17 protein-coding genes and 2 pseudogenes are annotated in these 16,912 nt (G+C 71.8%); 15 read left to right on the forward strand and 4 right to left on the reverse strand.

The window, feature by feature from the left end; all coding sequences use genetic code 11:
- Positions 1-81: 81 nt before the first annotated feature.
- The gene (locus tag ACFWEP_RS18710; protein ID WP_387371402.1) at positions 82-1,275 is read right to left on the reverse strand and encodes a sensor histidine kinase; all 1,194 of its coding nucleotides are present in this window, start codon (positions 1,273-1,275) and stop codon (positions 82-84) included.
- Positions 1,276-1,487: 212 nt separating this feature from the next.
- Between ACFWEP_RS18710 and ACFWEP_RS18715 the strand changes: the two genes are divergently transcribed.
- The 14 genes from ACFWEP_RS18715 (at position 1,488) to ACFWEP_RS18780 (ending at position 14,485) form a co-directional block, all read left to right on the forward strand.
- Complete coding sequence (locus ACFWEP_RS18715) at positions 1,488-1,889, forward strand: NADH-quinone oxidoreductase subunit A (RefSeq protein WP_358756083.1); 402 nt, start codon at positions 1,488-1,490, stop codon at positions 1,887-1,889.
- Entirely contained in the window at positions 1,880-2,536 is a 657-nt protein-coding gene (locus tag ACFWEP_RS18720; RefSeq protein WP_387371403.1) for an NADH-quinone oxidoreductase subunit B, read from the forward strand. The genes ACFWEP_RS18715 and ACFWEP_RS18720 overlap by 10 nt, the downstream gene beginning before the upstream one ends.
- Positions 2,533-3,912, forward strand: coding sequence for an NADH-quinone oxidoreductase subunit C (locus tag ACFWEP_RS18725; protein ID WP_387371404.1), 1,380 nt, complete (start codon positions 2,533-2,535; stop codon positions 3,910-3,912). Before ACFWEP_RS18720 ends, ACFWEP_RS18725 begins: the two co-directional genes overlap by 4 nt.
- On the forward strand, positions 3,909-4,877 hold the full coding sequence (locus ACFWEP_RS18730) for an NADH-quinone oxidoreductase subunit H (protein WP_387371405.1): 969 nt from the start codon (positions 3,909-3,911) through the stop codon (positions 4,875-4,877). The genes ACFWEP_RS18725 and ACFWEP_RS18730 overlap by 4 nt, the downstream gene beginning before the upstream one ends.
- A complete protein-coding gene (locus ACFWEP_RS18735; protein WP_387371406.1) occupies positions 4,877-5,470 on the forward strand; it encodes a NuoI/complex I 23 kDa subunit family protein in 594 nt (197 codons plus the stop codon). Before ACFWEP_RS18730 ends, ACFWEP_RS18735 begins: the two co-directional genes overlap by 1 nt.
- On the forward strand, positions 5,467-6,243 hold the full coding sequence (locus tag ACFWEP_RS18740; RefSeq protein WP_387371407.1) for an NADH-quinone oxidoreductase subunit J: 777 nt from the start codon (positions 5,467-5,469) through the stop codon (positions 6,241-6,243). The genes ACFWEP_RS18735 and ACFWEP_RS18740 overlap by 4 nt, the downstream gene beginning before the upstream one ends.
- Complete coding sequence (nuoK, locus tag ACFWEP_RS18745; protein ID WP_387371408.1) at positions 6,243-6,680, forward strand: NADH-quinone oxidoreductase subunit NuoK; 438 nt, start codon at positions 6,243-6,245, stop codon at positions 6,678-6,680. Before ACFWEP_RS18740 ends, nuoK begins: the two co-directional genes overlap by 1 nt.
- Complete coding sequence (locus ACFWEP_RS18750) at positions 6,677-8,677, forward strand: NADH-quinone oxidoreductase subunit L (RefSeq protein WP_387371409.1); 2,001 nt, start codon at positions 6,677-6,679, stop codon at positions 8,675-8,677. Before nuoK ends, ACFWEP_RS18750 begins: the two co-directional genes overlap by 4 nt.
- A 27-nt stretch (positions 8,678-8,704) precedes the next feature.
- Complete coding sequence (locus ACFWEP_RS18755) at positions 8,705-10,396, forward strand: NuoM family protein (protein ID WP_387371413.1); 1,692 nt, start codon at positions 8,705-8,707, stop codon at positions 10,394-10,396.
- Between the two features lie 11 nt (positions 10,397-10,407).
- The gene (locus ACFWEP_RS18760; RefSeq protein ID WP_387371414.1) at positions 10,408-12,033 is read left to right on the forward strand and encodes an NADH-quinone oxidoreductase subunit N; all 1,626 of its coding nucleotides are present in this window, start codon (positions 10,408-10,410) and stop codon (positions 12,031-12,033) included.
- 137 nt (positions 12,034-12,170) lie between these two features.
- On the forward strand, positions 12,171-12,668 hold the full coding sequence (gene mscL / locus ACFWEP_RS18765; protein ID WP_387371410.1) for a large conductance mechanosensitive channel protein MscL: 498 nt from the start codon (positions 12,171-12,173) through the stop codon (positions 12,666-12,668).
- A gap of 192 nt (positions 12,669-12,860) precedes the next feature.
- Positions 12,861-13,724, forward strand: coding sequence for a zinc metalloprotease HtpX (gene htpX / locus ACFWEP_RS18770; protein WP_387371411.1), 864 nt, complete (start codon positions 12,861-12,863; stop codon positions 13,722-13,724).
- On the forward strand, positions 13,721-14,113 hold the full coding sequence (locus tag ACFWEP_RS18775; RefSeq protein WP_328721247.1) for a YccF domain-containing protein: 393 nt from the start codon (positions 13,721-13,723) through the stop codon (positions 14,111-14,113). Before htpX ends, ACFWEP_RS18775 begins: the two co-directional genes overlap by 4 nt.
- Positions 14,114-14,212: 99 nt before the next feature.
- Positions 14,213-14,485: a GlsB/YeaQ/YmgE family stress response membrane protein gene (locus tag ACFWEP_RS18780; protein WP_327176228.1), complete on the forward strand. Its 273-nt coding sequence runs from the start codon at positions 14,213-14,215 to the stop codon at positions 14,483-14,485.
- 21 nt (positions 14,486-14,506) lie between these two features.
- Here ACFWEP_RS18780 and ACFWEP_RS18785 read toward each other — a convergent pair whose 3' ends face one another.
- From ACFWEP_RS18785 to ACFWEP_RS18795, 3 genes and pseudogenes are all read right to left on the reverse strand, one after another.
- Positions 14,507-15,172, reverse strand: a complete 666-nt coding sequence (locus tag ACFWEP_RS18785) for an alpha-ketoglutarate-dependent dioxygenase AlkB family protein (RefSeq protein ID WP_387371412.1) — start codon at positions 15,170-15,172, stop codon at positions 14,507-14,509.
- A 107-nt stretch (positions 15,173-15,279) separates the two neighbouring features.
- Positions 15,280-15,768: pseudogene (locus ACFWEP_RS18790) on the reverse strand (methylated-DNA--[protein]-cysteine S-methyltransferase); the annotation flags it as partial.
- A 216-nt stretch (positions 15,769-15,984) separates the two neighbouring features.
- A complete protein-coding gene (locus ACFWEP_RS18795) occupies positions 15,985-16,473 on the reverse strand; it encodes a YajQ family cyclic di-GMP-binding protein (RefSeq protein WP_328721250.1) in 489 nt (162 codons plus the stop codon).
- A 226-nt stretch (positions 16,474-16,699) separates the two neighbouring features.
- Between ACFWEP_RS18795 and ACFWEP_RS18800 the strand changes: the two are divergent.
- Positions 16,700-16,912: pseudogene (locus tag ACFWEP_RS18800) on the forward strand (hypothetical protein); the annotation flags it as partial.

A 16,912-nucleotide genomic window follows, 5' to 3' on the forward strand; every position in this document is an offset into this window, starting at 1 on the left:
CCCTTGCTTCCGACCCCTTGCTCCGGGTCCCTCCTTCGGTCCCTGCCCCGGGTCCTTGCCGATCCGTCCCGCGGCCGGTTCTCAGCCCGGTCCGACCGCGCCGTCGCGCCACGGCAGCTCGGCGGTCACCGAGGTGGGGCCGCCCTCGGGCGACTCCACGATCAAGAGGCCGTCCACCGCACCGAGCCGCTCCGAAAGCCCGGCCAGGCCGGTGCCGCCCTCCGCCCGCGCCCCGCCCTTCCCGTCGTCGCGCACCTGGAGCATCAGCCGGTCGCCCGCGCGCCACACGTCCACGGAGGCCGAGCGCGCCCGGCTGTGCTTGCTGACGTTCTGGAGCAGTTCGGAGACGGTGAAGTAAGCGATGCCCTCGATCGCCTGGGCCGGCCGGCCCGGCAGATCGACGCCGACCGTCACGGGCACGGTGCAGCGCGAGGCGATCGAGGAGAGGGCCGCGTCCAGGCCCCGGTCGGTGAGGACGGCCGGATGGATTCCCCGGGCGAGATCGCGGAGCTCCTGGAGGGCGACCTTCACCTCACCGTGCGCCTCGTCGACCATGCGGGCGGCCGCCTCCGGATCGTCGCCGAGCTTCTCCTTCGCCAGCCCGAGGTCCATGGCGAGGGCCACCAGCCGGGCCTGGGCGCCGTCGTGCAGATCGCGTTCGATCCGGCGCAGGTCCGCCGCCGCCGTGTCCACGACCACCCCCCGGTCCGACTCCAGCTCGGCGATCCGCCGCTCCAGCTCGTCCGAGGGCGCCAGCAGCGTCCGCACCATCGCGCGGTCCACGTTGGCGAGTGCCCGTGCCACGTAGGGGAGTACGGGCCAGAACGTGAAGAACCCCACCAGCGTCACGGTGAACGTCACCACGCCCCACGGCAGTCGGATGAACGAATACAGCAGCGCCCGCCAGCCCACCGGGTCGCCGAGCCCCGACCAGAGCCAGGCGAAGAAGCCCTTCTCGCGACGGGTCCGCGCGATCGCACCCGGCTCCTCGACATGGACCCCGAGCAGGACGCGGGCCCTGGCCCGCTCGAACCGGCCGAGCCCCCGCGAGCCCTGGATGCCGAGGGCGAGCAGCGGCAGTCCGACCACCGTGACGGACAGTCCGGCACCGACGCTGACCAGCACGACCGCGTAGACGAAGCCGATGATCGTGGCCGGCAGGTTCGCCAGCAGATGGGCGATCTCCTTCCACGTCCACACGTCGAGGGCCGGGCGCAGTCGGGGCGGCCGGGGGTCGTCCGGCGCGAGGGGGCTCTCGGGGGGGCTCGTCGTCATGCGTCCAAGCCTGCCGGTCCGACCCCCGCGCACGCCATGGGGCTCGTGGGTGCGAGGAAGTGGGGATAACCCCACCCCGCCCCGCCCCTCGGCCCACCCCACCCCGCACGTGCCCGGGACGCGGCTGCTTACCGTCTCTTTAACAGGGCCTAGACTCCCGTGCGTACAGATCGTCGAGCGGTTCGAGGGAGCGAGGAACGGACGTGGCGGACGTGCCGGAACTGCCGGAGCCGACCGCTCTCGCGTCGGATTACTTCCACAGCTACTCGGTCGTCGGACTGCTCGCCCTCGTCGGCGTGCTCTTCGTCGCCGTCGCCTTCGGGGCGGGACGCCTGCTCAGGCCCGTGGTTCCGACGCCCGAGAAACTCCTCACCTACGAGTGCGGTGTGGACCCCGTGGGGGAGGGCTGGGCGCACACGCAGGTGCGCTACTACGTCTACGCCTTCCTCTACGTGATCTTCGCCGTCGACTCGGTCTTCCTCTTCCCCTGGGCGACCGTGTTCGCCGCGCCCGGATTCGGCGCGACCACCCTGGTGGAAATGTTCGTCTTCCTCGGCTTCCTCGCCGTGGGACTGCTCTACGCATGGAAGAAGGGCGTCCTCACATGGGCGTGACGAGCCGGCCGACCCCCGAACCGCAGCCCGCAGCCGGAACGCAGGAGGCGGTGAACGCCCCCGGGCCCGTCCCGCTGCCCGAGCCCAGACGGCTCGGCGTGCTGTCCCGCCTCGCGCCGGAACCGATGAAGGTGGTCCTGAACTGGGGCCGCCGCTACAGCCTCTGGGTCTTCAACTTCGGACTCGCCTGCTGTGCCATCGAGTTCATCGCCGCCTCGATGTCCCGTCACGACTTCATGCGGCTCGGCGTGATCCCCTTCGCGCCGGGCCCCCGCCAGGCCGACCTGATGGTCGTGTCCGGCACGGTGACGGACAAGATGGCCCCGGCGGTGAAGCGGCTGTACGAGCAGATGCCCGAACCGAAGTACGTGATCTCCTTCGGCGCCTGCTCCAACTGCGGTGGCCCGTACTGGGACTCGTACTCGGTCACCAAGGGCGTCGACCAGATCATCCCCGTCGACGTGTACGTCCCCGGCTGCCCGCCCCGGCCCGAGGCGCTGCTCCAGGGCATTCTCAAACTGCAGGAGCGGATCGCCCGCGAGTCGCTGGCGGAGCGTTACGCCACCGGCACCGCCGCCCGGCCCTCGACCGCCGCACTGCGCAGCGGACTCGTCGCCGCGCCCGCCGAGCCGGGGGAGTCGCGGTGAACGCCTCCGAGAACCCGGCCGGGACTTCCGCCGAGAACCCGGCCGCGACTTCCGCGGAACTGTACGACCGGCTGCTCGGCGCGGACGCCGACGAGGCCGCCGTCGCCGAGGCCGTCGCCGGACTCTTCGGCAAGGGGGCGACCGCCGCCCACGCGTACGACCTGCTCACCGTGGACGTGCCCGCCGACACCTGGACCGCCGCGCTCACGACCGCGCGCGACCGGCTCGGCTGCACCTACTTCGACTGGCTGAGCGCCGTCGACGAACCCGGCACCGGCTTCCTGGTCAGCGCCCACATGGCCGCCCTCTCCACCGGTGCGGTCCGGCGGCTGCTGGTCCGTACGACGGTCCCGCACGGAGCGGCCGTGCTGCCCACCGCGATCGACGTCTACGCGGGCGCCGCCTGGCACGAGCGCGAGACCCACGAGATGTTCGGCATCGGCTTCGAGGGCCACCCGCACCTGGTGCCCCTGCTGCTGCCCGAAGGATTCGAGGGACACCCGCTGCGCAAGGACTTCGTCCTCGCCGCCCGGGTCGCCAAGGCATGGCCGGGCGCCAAGGAGCCCGGCGAGTCCGAACACGGCGGGCCCAAGCGGCGCGCCATGCTCCCGCCGGGGGTACCCGATCCGAACGAGTGGGGACCGCTCAAGGGGCAACTGCCGCCCGCACCGGCCCGACCGGCGCGCGGTGCCCGCGCTGCCGGTGCCGCCGCGGGCGAGCGCCCGGTACGCCGTGCCCGGAGCGTCACCGAGGGCTCGGCGGGACAGCGTCCCGCCACCGCGCCCCCGGCCCCCGACGACCCGACGCCGAGTACGGGCCAGGGCGGCCCTGCCGCCGTGCCCCCGGCCGAGGGCGCACCGCCCGCCCGCCCCGCACGGAGGTCCCGCAGCGTCTCGGCCGGCTCCGCCAGCCAGCGCACGGAGGGCGGTGCCCCGGACGGTACGAAGACCCCCGCGACGGACCCGGAGGCCTCGGGGCGAGCCGGTACGGCAGCGGACTCCGGCGCCACGGCTCCCCGGACGACCCGAAGCGCGGACGCCCCGTGGCACCACGCCAGCCCTGCGTTCGACGACGGGACGGCGGAGGCGAAGCCGAAGCCCGAGCCGGAGCAGCCCGCTAAGCCCGAGACCGAGCGGAAGCCGGAGCCGGTGGCCGGACCCGAACCGGAGGCCGAGCCGGAGCAGCCCGCTAAGCCCGAGACCGAGCGGAAGCCGGAGCCGGTGGCCGAGCCGGACGTGAAACCCGAGCCGCAGCCCTCGTCCGAGCGGCCCGCAGCCCCTGAGCGGTCCGCGGAAGCCGAGCGACCCGCAGAACCCGAAGGCCCCGACGTGCCCGAAGACCCCGACAACCGTCCCTCCGGAGGCGATACCGCGTGAACGACGTACTCGACGTCGCCCTCCGGCTCCTCATCGTCTTCGTCGTCTTCCTGGTCTTCCCGCTCGTCGTCGGCCAGACCGAGCACAAGGTGATGGCGCACATGCAGGGCCGCCTCGGCCCCATGTACGCGGGCGGATTCCACGGCTGGGCGCAGCTCGTCGCGGACGGGGTCAAGTTCGTGCAGAAGGAGGACGTGGTCCCGGCCGACGCCGACCGCCGCATCTTCCAGCTCGCGCCCGCCGTCGCGCTGCTGCCGTACCTCCTGGTGGTGCTCGCCATCCCGGTCGGGCCCGGTGAGGGCGCGGTCGGCCAGGTCGTCGACGCGGGGATCTTCTTCGTGCTCGCCGTCATGGGGATCGGCGTTCTGGGCTCGCTGATGGCGGGATGGGCGTCCGCCAACAAGTTCTCCCTGCTCGGCGGGCTGCGTACCGCCGCTCAGCTCCTGGCGTACGAACTGCCGATGCTGCTCGCCGCCGCCTCCGTGGCGATGGCAGCCGGGACGGTGTCGCTGCCCGGCATCCTCGACGCCTTCGAGTGGTGGTGGCTGCCCTGGCAGATCACCGGCGCCCTGATCTTCTTCGTCGCCGGGCTCGCCGAGCTCCAGCGGCCGCCCTTCGACATGCCGGTGGCCGACTCGGAGATCATCTTCGGCGCGTACACCGAGTACACCGGGCTGCGCTTCGCGCTCTTCCTGCTCGCGGAGTACGCCGGGATCGTCGTCCTGTGCGGTCTGACCACCGTGCTCTTCCTCGGCGGCTGGCACAGCCCGTTCGGCGGGGACGGCCTCGGTTGGCTCTGGACCCTGGTGAAGACGGTGATCCTCGCGTTCGTCGTCATCTGGCTGCGGGTCACCTTCCCGCGCCTGCGCGAGGACCAGCTCCAGAAGCTCGCCTGGACCACGCTCATCCCGCTCGCCCTCGCGCAGATCGCGCTCACCGGCATCGTGAAGGTGGCGATCAACTAGTGCCTCCGATCCCCGGCTCCGGCCTGGCCAAAGGCCTCGCCGTCACCCTGCGGACCATGACCAGGCGCACGGTCACCGCGCAGTACCCGGACGCGCAGCCCGAACTCCCGCCGCGCTCCCGCGGTGTCATCGGGCTGTTCGAGGAGAACTGCACGGTCTGCATGCTCTGCGCCCGCGAGTGCCCCGACTGGTGCATCTACATCGACTCCCACAAGGAGACGAGCCCGCCCGCCACCCCCGGCGGACGTGAACGCTCCCGCAACGTCCTCGACCGCTTCGCCATCGACTTCTCCCTCTGCATGTACTGCGGTATCTGCATCGAGGTCTGCCCCTTCGACGCCCTCTTCTGGTCACCGGAGTTCGAATACGCCGAGACGGACATCCACGAACTCACCCACGAGCGCGACAAGCTCCGGGACTGGATGTGGACCGTGCCGGAGCCACCCGCGCTGGATCCGGGTGCGGAGGAGCCCAAGGAGATCGCCGCCGCCCGCAAGACGGCGGAGAAGCTCGAAGCCCAGCGTGACCAGGCAGAGCAGGCAGAGCAGACAGCACAGGTTGAACGGCCGCACGACGAGGAGGGGCAGGCATGATGCCCGCACTCGCCGCGAGCGCGGCGGCCCACCCCGGCTTCCTCTCCCCGTCCGGCATCGAGATCGCGTTCGTCCTGGTCGGACTCGTGACCCTCGGCGCTGCCCTCGTCACCGTCACGACCCGTCAGCTGGTGCACGCCGCGCTCTGGCTGGTCGTCACGCTCGGCGGCCTCGCGGTGGAGTACCTCCTGCTCACGGCGGAGTTCATCGCCTGGGTCCAGGTACTGATCTACGTCGGTTCGGTCGTGGTCCTCCTCCTCTTCGGCCTGATGCTCACCCGCGCCCCCATCGGCCGGTCGCCGGACGCCGACTCGGAGAACCGGTGGGCCGCGCTCGGTGTGGCCGCGGCTTCGGCGGCGGCCCTCGTCTGGGTCGTGGTGGACGCCTTCCGGACCACCTGGATCGAGCTGGACGGACCCGTACAGGGCTCCACCGCCGTCACCGGCACCTTCCTCTTCCGCCACTGGGTGCTCCCGTTCGAGGCGCTCTCCGTGCTGCTGCTCGCCGCCCTGGTGGGGGCGATCGTGCTGTCCCGCCGCGATCCCGAGACCCGCGCGGCCCTTCCCGGGGCCCGCCGTACACACGGCAGCCGCATGCCCGGTGGCCCCGCCCGCCGCACCACCGCCCCCGGGCGTACGCGCGCCGGCGACCGGCCCGGCAGCGGGACCGGCGACAAGTCCGGCCCCGAGCCCACCCCCGGCCCGGCCGCCCCCGGCCCGGCCGCCCCCGGCACCCCGGCCACCCCCGGCACCCCGGAAGAAGGCAAGAGCTGATGCACCTCGCCTATCCCGCCGTGCTCGCCGTCCTCCTCTTCTGCGTCGGCGTCTACGGCGTGCTCGCCCGCCGCAACGCGATCCTGGTCCTGATGTCCGTCGAGCTGATGCTCAACGCCGTCAACCTCAACCTGGTCGCCTTCGACGTCTGGCTCCGCGACTCGCTCCACGCCGGCCAGGCCCTCACCCTCTTCACGATCGCCATCGCCGCCGCCGAGATCGGCATCGGCCTCGCGATCGTGCTCGCCGTGTACCGCAACCGCGGCTCCTCCGACGTCGACCGGCTCCGCGACACCGCCGAGACAGACGACGCCGAGACCCTCCCCGACGAGTGGACCGGCGACGGCGCGCCCGCCGACGGGAGCACCAGCAGAAGCTCCGACGAACCGGCCACCGCCACGGCGGGGAAGGCACGGAAGACAGAGGCCACCGCGTGACCACCACGACCCTCGCCGTCCTCGTCCCCCTGCTGCCCTTCCTGGGGGCCGTCGCGGGACTGCTGTTCGGCCGCACCGCGCCCGGGTTCGTCCGACCGCTCGCCGTCCTCCCGGTGCTCGCCGCGGCCGTGCTCGCCGTGGTCGTCGCCGCCGACCAGGGCGGCGGCCGGGCCATCGACGCCGCGACCCGGTTGACGCCCACCGGGTCGGTACCGATCGACCTCGCACTCCACCTCGACGGCTTCGCCGCCCTCGTCGCCGTCCTCGTCGGGCTCGTCGCGACCTGCGTGCAGGTCTACTCGCTCGCCTACCTCCGCGACGACCCCCGCTACCCGTCCTACGCGGCGCTGGTCTCCCTCTTCACCTCCGCGATGCTGCTCGTCGTCTACTCCGGCGACCTGATGGTGCTGCTGGTCGGCTGGGAGATCATGGGCATCTGCTCGTACTTCCTCGTCGGCCACTACTGGGAGACGCCCGAGGCGCGCGCCGCCTCCCTCAAAGCGTTCCTGGTCACCAAGCTCGGCGACGTGCCGTTCCTGATCGGCATCTTCGCGCTCGCCGCCGACACCGGTACCTTCCGCATCACGGGCATCCTCGGCGCGGTCGCGAACGGCGGACTCGACCACCCCACGCTCATCGCGCTGCTGCTCCTCGCCGGGGTGGCGGGCAAGTCCGCGCAGTTCCCGCTGCACACCTGGCTGCCCGACGCGATGGCCGGCCCGACGCCCGTCTCCGCGCTCATCCACGCCGCGACGATGGTGGCCGCCGGAATCTACTTCGTGGCCCGGCTGCTGCCGGTCTTCGCCGCTTCCGGCGCCGCCCTCGTCGTCCTCTCCGTGATGGCCGCCGTCACGATGGTCGGCTCCGGTCTGGCCGCGCTCGCGCAGGACGACATCAAACGCGTCCTCGCCTACTCGACCCTCGGTCAGCTCGGCTACATGGCCGGGGCGCTGGCCGTCGGAGACCGCGGGGCCGCCGTCTTCCACCTCCTGTCGCACGGTGCCTTCAAGGCCGTCCTCTTCCTGGCCGCCGGAGTCGTCATCCACGCCACCGGCACCAACTCGCTCGCCGCCATGTCCCGCATGGGCGGGCTCACCCGACGCATCCCCGACGCCTACTGGACGATGACGATCGCCCTGCTGGCGCTGGCGGCCATCCCGCCGTTCGCCGGCTTCTTCTCCAAGGAAGCCGTCCTCGTCGCCGCCGAACACACCGCCCTCGGCGACCGCCACGTCGCCCCGGCCGCCGCGGGCTGGACGATCCTCGTCGCCGGCCTGCTGGCCGCCGTGCTCACCGCCGCGTACGCCACCCGCCTGTGGCTCCTCACCTTCAAGGGCCGCGGCCCCGAAGTGGCGGACCACGGCAAGCAGCCCGTCGCGATGACCGGCGTCCTCTGGGTGCTGGCCGTCCCCACTCTCGGCTTCGGGCTGACCGTCGGTGTGATCGGCGACTGGTTCGACGGACACCGCCTCACCCCGACGCTGACCACCGCCGTGCTCTCCACGGGTGTCGGACTCGTCGGCGGACTCGTCACCTACGCCGCCTGGCGTCACACCACCGCGCACGCGGCCGGCCACCCCCTCGGCGCCGTCACCGCGAACCCGCGGGCCGAACCCGCCCTGGTGGAGGCCGAGGCCATCAGCGCCCACGCCACCGTCTACGGCGACGTCGCGGGAGCCGCCGACCCGGCCGACCCCGGCCGCCTGCTGCTCGGCCCCCTGCACGGCCCGGCCGCCGCCGGATTCCACCTGGACGCCCTGTACTCGCGAGTGTTCGTCCGGCCCGTGCTGGCCGCGGCCAGCCTCGTCCGCTTCCTGGACCGCGAGGTCGTCGACACGTACGTACGCGGCGCCGGCACCACCGCACGACTGCTCGGCACCGCCGTCCGCCGCGCCCAGACCGGCAACGCGCAGACCTACGTCTCCGCCCTGCTCGCCGGGTCACTCGTCCTGACGATCGCCGTCGTCGTCTATGCCAACGTCAACGCCGGGGCGTGAACCGTGATCGATATCAGCCCGTCCGTGATGCAGGTCCTTCTGGCGTTGGCCGTCGTCGGCCCGCTGGTGGGTGCCGTCGCCGCCCTGCTCCCCGCCCCGCCCGGCCTGAAGGGCCGCGACCCGGACCAGGCCGTGCTCCGCCACGGCGTCACCGTGACCGGAGCGATCCTGGTCATCACCCTGCTGCTGGCGGCCGGCTTCGACCGTGACCACGCGTCGACCATGCAGGCCACCACCGACATCGGCTGGATCCCCGCGCTGGACGTCCGCGTCCACCTCGGCATCGACGGCATCTCACTCCCCCTCGTCGTGCTCACCGCGCTGCTGACCTTCCTCTGCGCGCTGTACAGCTACTTCAAGATGCCCGCGGGCCCGTCCCCGAAGGCCTTCGTCGCACTGATCCTGGTCCTGGAGTCCGGCACGCTCGCGACCTTCGCCGTGCTGGACCTGCTGCTCTTCTTCCTCGCCTTCGAGATGGTCCTCATCCCGATGTACTTCCTCATCGCCCGCTGGGGCGGCGAGGGCAAGCAGGCCGCGGCCTCGAAGTTCGTCCTCTACACGCTGCTCGGCTCCGTCGTCATGCTGCTCGGACTGCTGCTCGTCGGACTCGACGCCGGCACCTTCGACATGGTGGCACTCGCCACTGACAACGGCCGTGGCCTCTCCACGTCCGTGCAGGTCATCGCCGTTCTGGCGATCGGGATCGGGCTCGCCGTGAAGACCCCGATGTGGCCGCTGCACAGCTGGCTGCCCGACGCGCACACCGCCGCCCCCACGGTCGGCTCGGTGCTCCTGGCCGGTGTGATGCTGAAGATGGGCACGTACGGATTCGTCCGGGTGCTCCTGCCGATCGCCCCCGACGGCATGCACACCTTCGCGCCCTACCTCGCCGCCCTCGCGGTCGCCGGGATCGTCTACGGGTCGCTCGCCTGCCTCGCCCTCGCCCGCCCGGGTGCCAAGGGCGACCTCAAGCGCCTGATCGCGTACTCCTCGGTCGGCCACATGGGCTTCGTGCTCCTCGGCATCGCCACCATGACCCCCACCGGCGTCAACGGCGCGCTCTTCGCCAACATCGCCCACGGCCTCATCACCGGCCTGCTGTTCTTCCTGGTCGGCGCGGTGAAGGACCGGCACGGCACCGCCGATCTCGACACCCTCGCGGGCGCCACCGGAGCCGCCCTCTACGGCCGCGCCCCCCGCCTCGGCGCGCTGCTCGCCTTCGCCGCCGTCGCCTCCCTCGGACTCCCGGGCCTCGCCGGGTTCTGGGGCGAGATGCTCACCCTGTTCGGCGCGTTCGACCCGGCCGAGGGCCTCAGCCGCCCCGCGTTCCTGACGTTCATGGCGATCGGCGCGTTCGGCACCCTGCTCACCGCCGCGTACATGCTCGTCGTCGTCCGCCGCGTCTGCATGGGCGAACCGCCCGCGCGGACGAGCAACGCCACCGGCCTCGGCGCGGGCACCCGACCGGAGAGCGCGGAAGCCGCCGGGACCACCCAGGCCGCGGTGGCCGCCGGGACCGCCGTGGCCACGAGGACCGCTGACACCGCGGCGGCGACGGACACGGCGTCCACCACGGAGATCGCCGACGTCCGCCCGTACGAGTTCGCCACCTGGACCCCGCTCGTCGCCCTCACCGTCCTCGCCGGACTCTGGCCCGCCGTCCTCCTGGGACTCAGCGATCCGGCCGTGCAGAAGCTCCTCGCAGGAGGCAAGTCGTGATCACGGACCTCGTGACCGCCGCCGTCGGAGCGGCCCCGGGCCCGGCGACCGGCCCGACCGGAGCGACCGGTGCTCAGGCCGTGGAGACCGCCGCGAGCCTCGTCCAGTCCATCGACTGGCTCGCCGTCGCCCCGCCGCTCGTCGTGGCGGTCCTGGCGCTCGTCGTCCTCGTCGCCGACCTCTTCCTCGCCGAACGCCACAAGCCGCTGCTCGGATGGGCCACCGTCGCCGGGCTCGTCGTCGCCCTCGCCTGCCTCGTCCCGCTGCTGGGAGACCACCGCTCGACCTTCTGCGTGGCCGCCGACGGTCCCGGGTCGGTACAGGCGTGCAGCTACACCGCCGACGACTTCGCCCTCGTGATCCAGGCCCTGGTCCTCGTCGGGGCGCTGCTCACCGCGCTGCTCTCGCTCGACGACACCCGGAAGCTGCCCGCCGGGGAGTTCTGGTTCCTGCTGCTCTCCTCGGCCTCCGGCGCGGCGCTGCTGCCCGCCTCGCGCGACCTGATCACCCTCGTCGTCGCCCTGGAAGTCGCCTCGCTCCCCGCCTTCGCCCTCGTCGGCATCAAGCGCGGCGACCGCCGCTCCTCCGAGGCGGCCCTCAAGTTCTTCCTGTCGTCCGTCACCGCGACCGCCGTGATGCTCCTCGGCGTCAGCTTCGTGTACGCGGCCACCGGCGTCACCCACCTCACCGAGCTCTCCCACGCCCTGGACGAGCTGCCCGCCCGGTTCTCCACCCTCGCGGCGACGGGCGTCGCGCTCACCCTGGTCGGCTTCGCCTTCAAGACCGCCGCCGCACCCTTCCACTTCTGGGTCCCCGACACCTACGTCGGCGCCCCGCTGCCCATCGCCGCGTACCTCTCGGTCGTCGGCAAGGCGGTCGGCTTCTCGGGCCTGATCCTGGTCACCGTGATCGCCTTCCCGGCCTACGCCGACGTGTGGGGGCCGGCCCTCGCGGTGCTCGCCGCGCTGACCATGACCGCCGGGAACGTCGCCGCGCTGCGCCAGGACCCCGGCCGTGCCCGCAGCGCGGTACGCCTGCTCGCCTGGTCCTCGGTGGGCCAGGCCGGCTACCTCCTGGTGCCGATCGCCGCGTCCGCGTACTCCGACGACGTCCACGTGGGATCCACCGTCGCGTACGCCCTCATGTACGCCGTCGTGAACCTCGGCGCCTTCGCGGTCGCCGCCCTCGTGGCCCGTACGAGCCCCGGCAACCGGCTCACCGACTACCGGAACCTCTACGCCCGCCGGCCCCTCACCGCCCTGGCGCTGGCCTTCTTCCTGGTCTGCCTGGCCGGACTGCCGCCCGGGATCATCGGCCTCTTCGCCAAGGTCACCGTCTTCTCGGCCGCCGTCGACGCGGGCCTGGGCTGGCTCGCCGTCGTGATGGCCGTCAACGTGGTGATCGCCCTCGCCTACTACCTCCGGTGGACCGCCCTGCTCTTCCGCGGTGCCGACGCCCCGGAGGACGCAGGGGAGGGCACCTCGCAGGCCGTACCGGCGGTGACCTCGGCGGGGGCGACCCCGGTGGCCGCCCCCGCGCCCCTCGTCGCCGCGCTCGTCCTCACCACGGCCGCCGCGCTCGTCCTCTCCGGGGCGCCGCAGATCGTTCTGAGGTTCGCCGACGGAACGCTTTTCTGACCGTTCCGCACCACCCGTCCCGGGCCCCACCTCACCGGTTTGCCCCGGCGGGCCGGGACAGGGCAGGGTCTTGCGTGCATCCATCACGCACCGGGCGACGCACCGGGCACGCAAGAGCGGACGAGGGAGACAGCGCAGTGCTGAACGGATTCAAGGACTTCATCCTGCGGGGCAACGTCGTCTCCATGGCGATCGGCCTCGCCGTGGGAGCGGCCTTCACCGCGGTCGTCACCGGATTCAGCAACGCCTTCATCGTGCCGCTCATCGGCGTCATCACCCGGGGCACCGGCGACTTCAACAAGGCGTCCTTCGACGTCGAGGGCGTCACCTTCCCCTACGGCCTGTTCATCGCCGCGGCCATCGCCTTCGTCATCACCGCCGCCGTGCTCTACTTCTGCGTCGTCGTCCCCATGCAGAAGGTCCAGGACCGCTTCACCGCCAAGAAGGCCGACGAGCCCGCCGACATCAAGGCCGCCCTGCGCGACTGCCCGCGCTGCTACACCGCCATCCCGGCCATCGCCTCGCGCTGCGGCCACTGCACCAGCGAGGTCGAGCCCGACCCGGCCGCCGTGGCACTCGCCGAGCAGGTCACCGGAAAGCCCGTGGGCGCCCAGAAGCTCCCCGCCCAGCGCTGAGTGCCACCCGTACGGTCGAACCCTCCCCGGGACCCGTACGAGTGCGCGGGCCCCGCCCTCCGGGCCCGCGCACAAGGGAACTAGCTCACCTCGCCTGGCGTTGACCAGAGCGGGAAGCTCCACTGAGAGAAGTGGGCTCCTGTCGAGCCATCGAGCAAGGGTTCCCCTGCTGCACCACTTGGAGGGCGTACCGTGCACCGCCGGCACAACGGGCTGAAGACCGCCGTACTCCTCGGTGGCCTGTCCGCGCTGATCATCGTCATCGGCAGTTTCTTCGGGCGTACGGGCCTGATCGTCGCGCTCCTCGTGGCGGTCGGCACCAACGCCTACGCGTACTGGAACAGCGACAAGCTCGCCCTGCGGGCGATGCGGGCGAGGCCCGTCAGCGAGTTCGAGGCCCCCACGATCTACCGCATCGTGCGCGAGCTCTCGACCGCCGCCCGGCAGCCGATGCCCCGGCTCTACATCTCGCCCACCCAGGCGCCCAACGCCTTCGCCACCGGACGCAACCCGCGCAACGCCGCCGTCTGCTGCACCGACGGCATCCTCCAGATCCTGGACGAAAGCGAGTTGCGCGGTGTCCTGGGCCACGAGTTGAGCCACGTCTACAACCGCGACATCCTGATCTCGTCCGTCGCCGGAGCCCTCGCCTCCGTCGTGATGTTCCTGGTCAACTTCGCCTGGCTGATCCCGGTCGGCCGCTCCAGCGACGACGAGGGCCCCGGCATCTTCGGCCTCCTCCTCGTGATGATCCTGGGCCCGCTCGCCGCCTCCGTCATCCAGCTCGCCGTGAGCCGTTCCCGCGAGTACGAGGCCGACGCCTCCGGAGCCCAGCTCACCGGGGACCCGCTCGCCCTGGCGAGTGCCCTGCGCAAGCTCGACGCGGGCACGAAGCGGCTCCCGCTGCCTCCGGAGCCCCGGATCGAGACCGCGAGCCACATGATGATCGCGAACCCCTTCCGGCCCGGCCAGGGTGTGTCCAAGATGTTCTCCACGCATCCGCCGATGGCGGAGCGCATCGCCCGACTAGAGAAGATGGCAGGTCATCGACCGTGAAGACGATCCTGAACGTCATATGGCTGGTCCTGTGCGGCTTCTGGATGTGCCTCGGCTACCTCGCCGCCGGTCTCGTCCTCTGCATCACGATCATCGGCATCCCCTTCGGCGTGGCCGCGTTCCGCATCGGCCTGTACGCCCTCTGGCCCTTCGGCTACATGGTGGTCGACCGCCGTGACGCGGGCGGCGCCTCCTGCGTCGGCAACGTCCTCTGGCTGGTCCTCGCCGGCTGGTGGCTGGCCCTCGGCCACATCGTCACCGGGATCGCGCTCTTCGTCACGATCATCGGCATCCCGCTGGCCATCGCGAACTTCAAGCTGATCCCGGTGTCGCTGATGCCGTTCGGCAAGGAGGTCGTCCCCACCGATCAGCCCTTCGCCGCCCGTTAACCGCTCCCACCGGTGCGGTGATCCGACTTTTAGGGGCAACCGATCCGGTGCCCCGGCGCGTCCCTGATTCCGTAACCAGGAAAGGGGTAGGTGCGCCGCATGGGCATCATCGCGTGGATCATCCTCGGGCTAGTCGCCGGAGTCATAGCCAAGGTTCTGCTGCCGGGACGCGATCCCGGCGGCATCATCATCACGACCCTCATCGGGATCGCCGGAGCGTTCGTCGGAGGCTGGCTCTCCGCTAAGTTCCTCGACCGTCCCATCAACGACGACTTCTTCGACCTCGCGACCTGGGTGGCCGCCATCGCCGGCTCCCTGGTGCTGCTCATCGTCTACCGGCTGCTCTTCGGCAACTCCCGGGAACGCCGCTGACCCGCGCCGCCCGCCCGCCGGTCACCGGTCGTCCAGACCGGTCTCCCGCAACGTCAGATTGAGCCGACCGGCCCGCATCCCCGTATCCGGGCCGGCCGTCCCCGGATAGACCTTCGGCACCCCGTGGAACGCGAACCGCGACGGACCGCCGAAGACGAACAGATCACCGGACTCCAGCTCCACGTCCGTCCAGGGCCGCCCCCGGTTCTCCGTGTTCCCGAACCGGAAGACGCAGGTGTCCCCGATACTGAGCGACACCACCGGGGCCCCGGAGACCTCCTCCCGGTCCTGGTGCATGCCCATCCGGGCCGTGTCGTCGTAGAAGTTCACCAGCCCCGCGTCCGGCGCGTACGCCCGGCCCGCGGCCTCGTCCCCGTAAGCCTCCGCCACCGCCGCCCGGCCCAGCTCCGCGAGCCACCCGGGAAACGCCGCCACCCGGGCGCCGTTCACGTCGTCGGCGGTCCGGACGTACCGGTACGGCCGCCAGTGCCACCCCAGGCACACCGTCCGCACCGACATCACCCCGCCGCCCGGCAGCTCCGTGTGCCGCAGCGGCACCGGACCCCGCGCCCACTCCCGGCAGGCCACCACCAGCGCCCGCTGACGCTCCACGGACAGCCACCCCGGCACGTGCACCGCCCCGGGAGCGACGGTCCGCCGCTCCTTCGGGAACAGCCCCGCAGGCACCGTCAGCCCCGCCCGGCCGAGTTCCGCCCGGCCGAGTTCCGCCCGGTCTCCCGGCCCGCCGCGTCCCCGGTCGGGACCCCGGCCACGGCCCCGGTCGCCTTGCCGCCGGCCCAGGCGCCCTCGAACGTCAGCAGCCGCTCCTTGCGCTCCGGCCCGCCCGCGTACCCCCGCAGCGAACCGTCCGCGCCGATCACCCGGTGGCACGGCCGCACCACCAGCAGCGGATTGCGCCCGATCGCGGTACCCACCGCCCGTACCCCGGCACCCGTCACCCCGACCCGCCCGGCGACCCAGCCGTAGGACACCGTCCCGCCGTACGGGATCTCCTCCAGCGCCCTCCACACCCGCCGCTGGAACTCCGTCCCGGCCCCCGGCGCGTACGGCAGCGCGAAACGTGTCAGCCGCCCCGCGAAGTACGCCGAGAGCTGCGACCGGGCCTCCTCGAAGGCATCCGGCGCCTCCCGCCACCCCGCCAGCACGACCGCCCCGCCCTTCTGCCCGGGTACGGACACCGAGAGCAGCCCTCCGGACGCCTCGTCGCCGACCAGCAGCAGCTCGCCCAACGGGCTGCCGAACCTCGTGTACACCGTGCTCATCGGCTCTCGTCCCTCTCGCGCGCCACTCGGTCCCCTCTCTACGAGTCTGCGCCACGCCGACGTGTCCGGGCTGGCGGAAATCCGACATGGAGCAGTCGAAGGCGTCCGGGGAGGCCCTGCGGCCCGGGGCCGGACACGGCTCACGGCGGTGCCGAAGACGACACCGCCGTGGGGAACCTCAGTGGGCGCGCGGGGGTACGGGCATCAGCCCGTCCGTCACCGGTAGTTGACGTACTGCAGCGCGAAGTCGAAGTCCTTGCCCTTGAGCAGCGCCTGGACGGCCTGGAGGTCGTCGCGGCTCTTCGAACTGACGCGCAGCTCATCACCCTGGACCTGCGCCTTGACGCCCTTGGGGCCCTCGTCGCGGATGGCCTTGGCGACCTTCTTGGCGTTCTCCTGGGAGATGCCTTCCTCGATGGTGGCGAAGATCTTGTACTCCTTGCCGGACAGCTGCGGCTCGCCCGCGTCCAGCGACTTCAGCGAGATCCCGCGCTTGATCAGCTTGGTCTCGAAGATGTCGAGGATCGCCTTGACGCGCTCCTCACCGTTCGCCTCCATCAGGATCTTCTCGCCGGACCAGGCGATCGACGCGCCGGTGCCCTTGAAGTCGTAGCGCTGGGAGATCTCCTTGGCGGCCTGGTTGAGGGCGTTGTCGACCTCCTGCCGCTCGACCTTCGAGACGATGTCGAAACTGGAGTCGGCCATGACGTGTGGCTCCTTGCGTCGTAGACGGTCGTAGGCATGGATCTGCACTGCGATGCAGGAGAAAGCCTAAAGGCTGCCCCCGCGTCCGGACGCTGATCAATCGAGTGGCGGAGCACCCCTGAGCATCGGGTATCGTTTACGTCGTCGCCAAGGAGTCCCCGAGCGGGGTTCCGGAGTGATGTTCGAGGCGGTGTGCCCGAGTGGCCAAAGGGAGCAGACTGTAAATCACCGCATGGTCCACCAGATCGTGCACGTCGACATGCCGGAGGAGGACCGGCGCGAGTTCGTCGGGGTGGTGCAGGCGGCCCTGGCCGCCGCCGACCCGCGCAGGCCCACCGACACCCGGCTGTGGCCCGGCTATGCCGAGATCGTGCCCCACCTCAAGTACGCGGACGTCCTGCAGAGCAGGGACCCGAACGTCCAGCGGCTCGTGCTCAAC

It is taken from the genome of Streptomyces sp. NPDC060198 (assembly GCF_042728415.1).
GTDB lineage: Bacteria > Actinomycetota > Actinomycetes > Streptomycetales > Streptomycetaceae > Streptomyces.

Coding starts and splice junctions, on each gene's coding strand:
- ACFWEP_RS18780 (WP_327176228.1), top strand. CDS start 14,213: ATGGGCATCATCGCGTGGATCATCCTCGGGCTAGTCGCCGGAGTCATA.
- nuoK (WP_387371408.1), top strand. CDS start 6,243: ATGCACCTCGCCTATCCCGCCGTGCTCGCCGTCCTCCTCTTCTGCGTC.
- ACFWEP_RS18720 (WP_387371403.1), top strand. CDS start 1,880: ATGGGCGTGACGAGCCGGCCGACCCCCGAACCGCAGCCCGCAGCCGGA.
- ACFWEP_RS18795 (WP_328721250.1), bottom strand. CDS start 16,473: ATGGCCGACTCCAGTTTCGACATCGTCTCGAAGGTCGAGCGGCAGGAG.
- ACFWEP_RS18740 (WP_387371407.1), top strand. CDS start 5,467: ATGATGCCCGCACTCGCCGCGAGCGCGGCGGCCCACCCCGGCTTCCTC.
- ACFWEP_RS18710 (WP_387371402.1), bottom strand. CDS start 1,275: ATGACGACGAGCCCCCCCGAGAGCCCCCTCGCGCCGGACGACCCCCGG.
- ACFWEP_RS18755 (WP_387371413.1), top strand. CDS start 8,705: ATGCAGGTCCTTCTGGCGTTGGCCGTCGTCGGCCCGCTGGTGGGTGCC.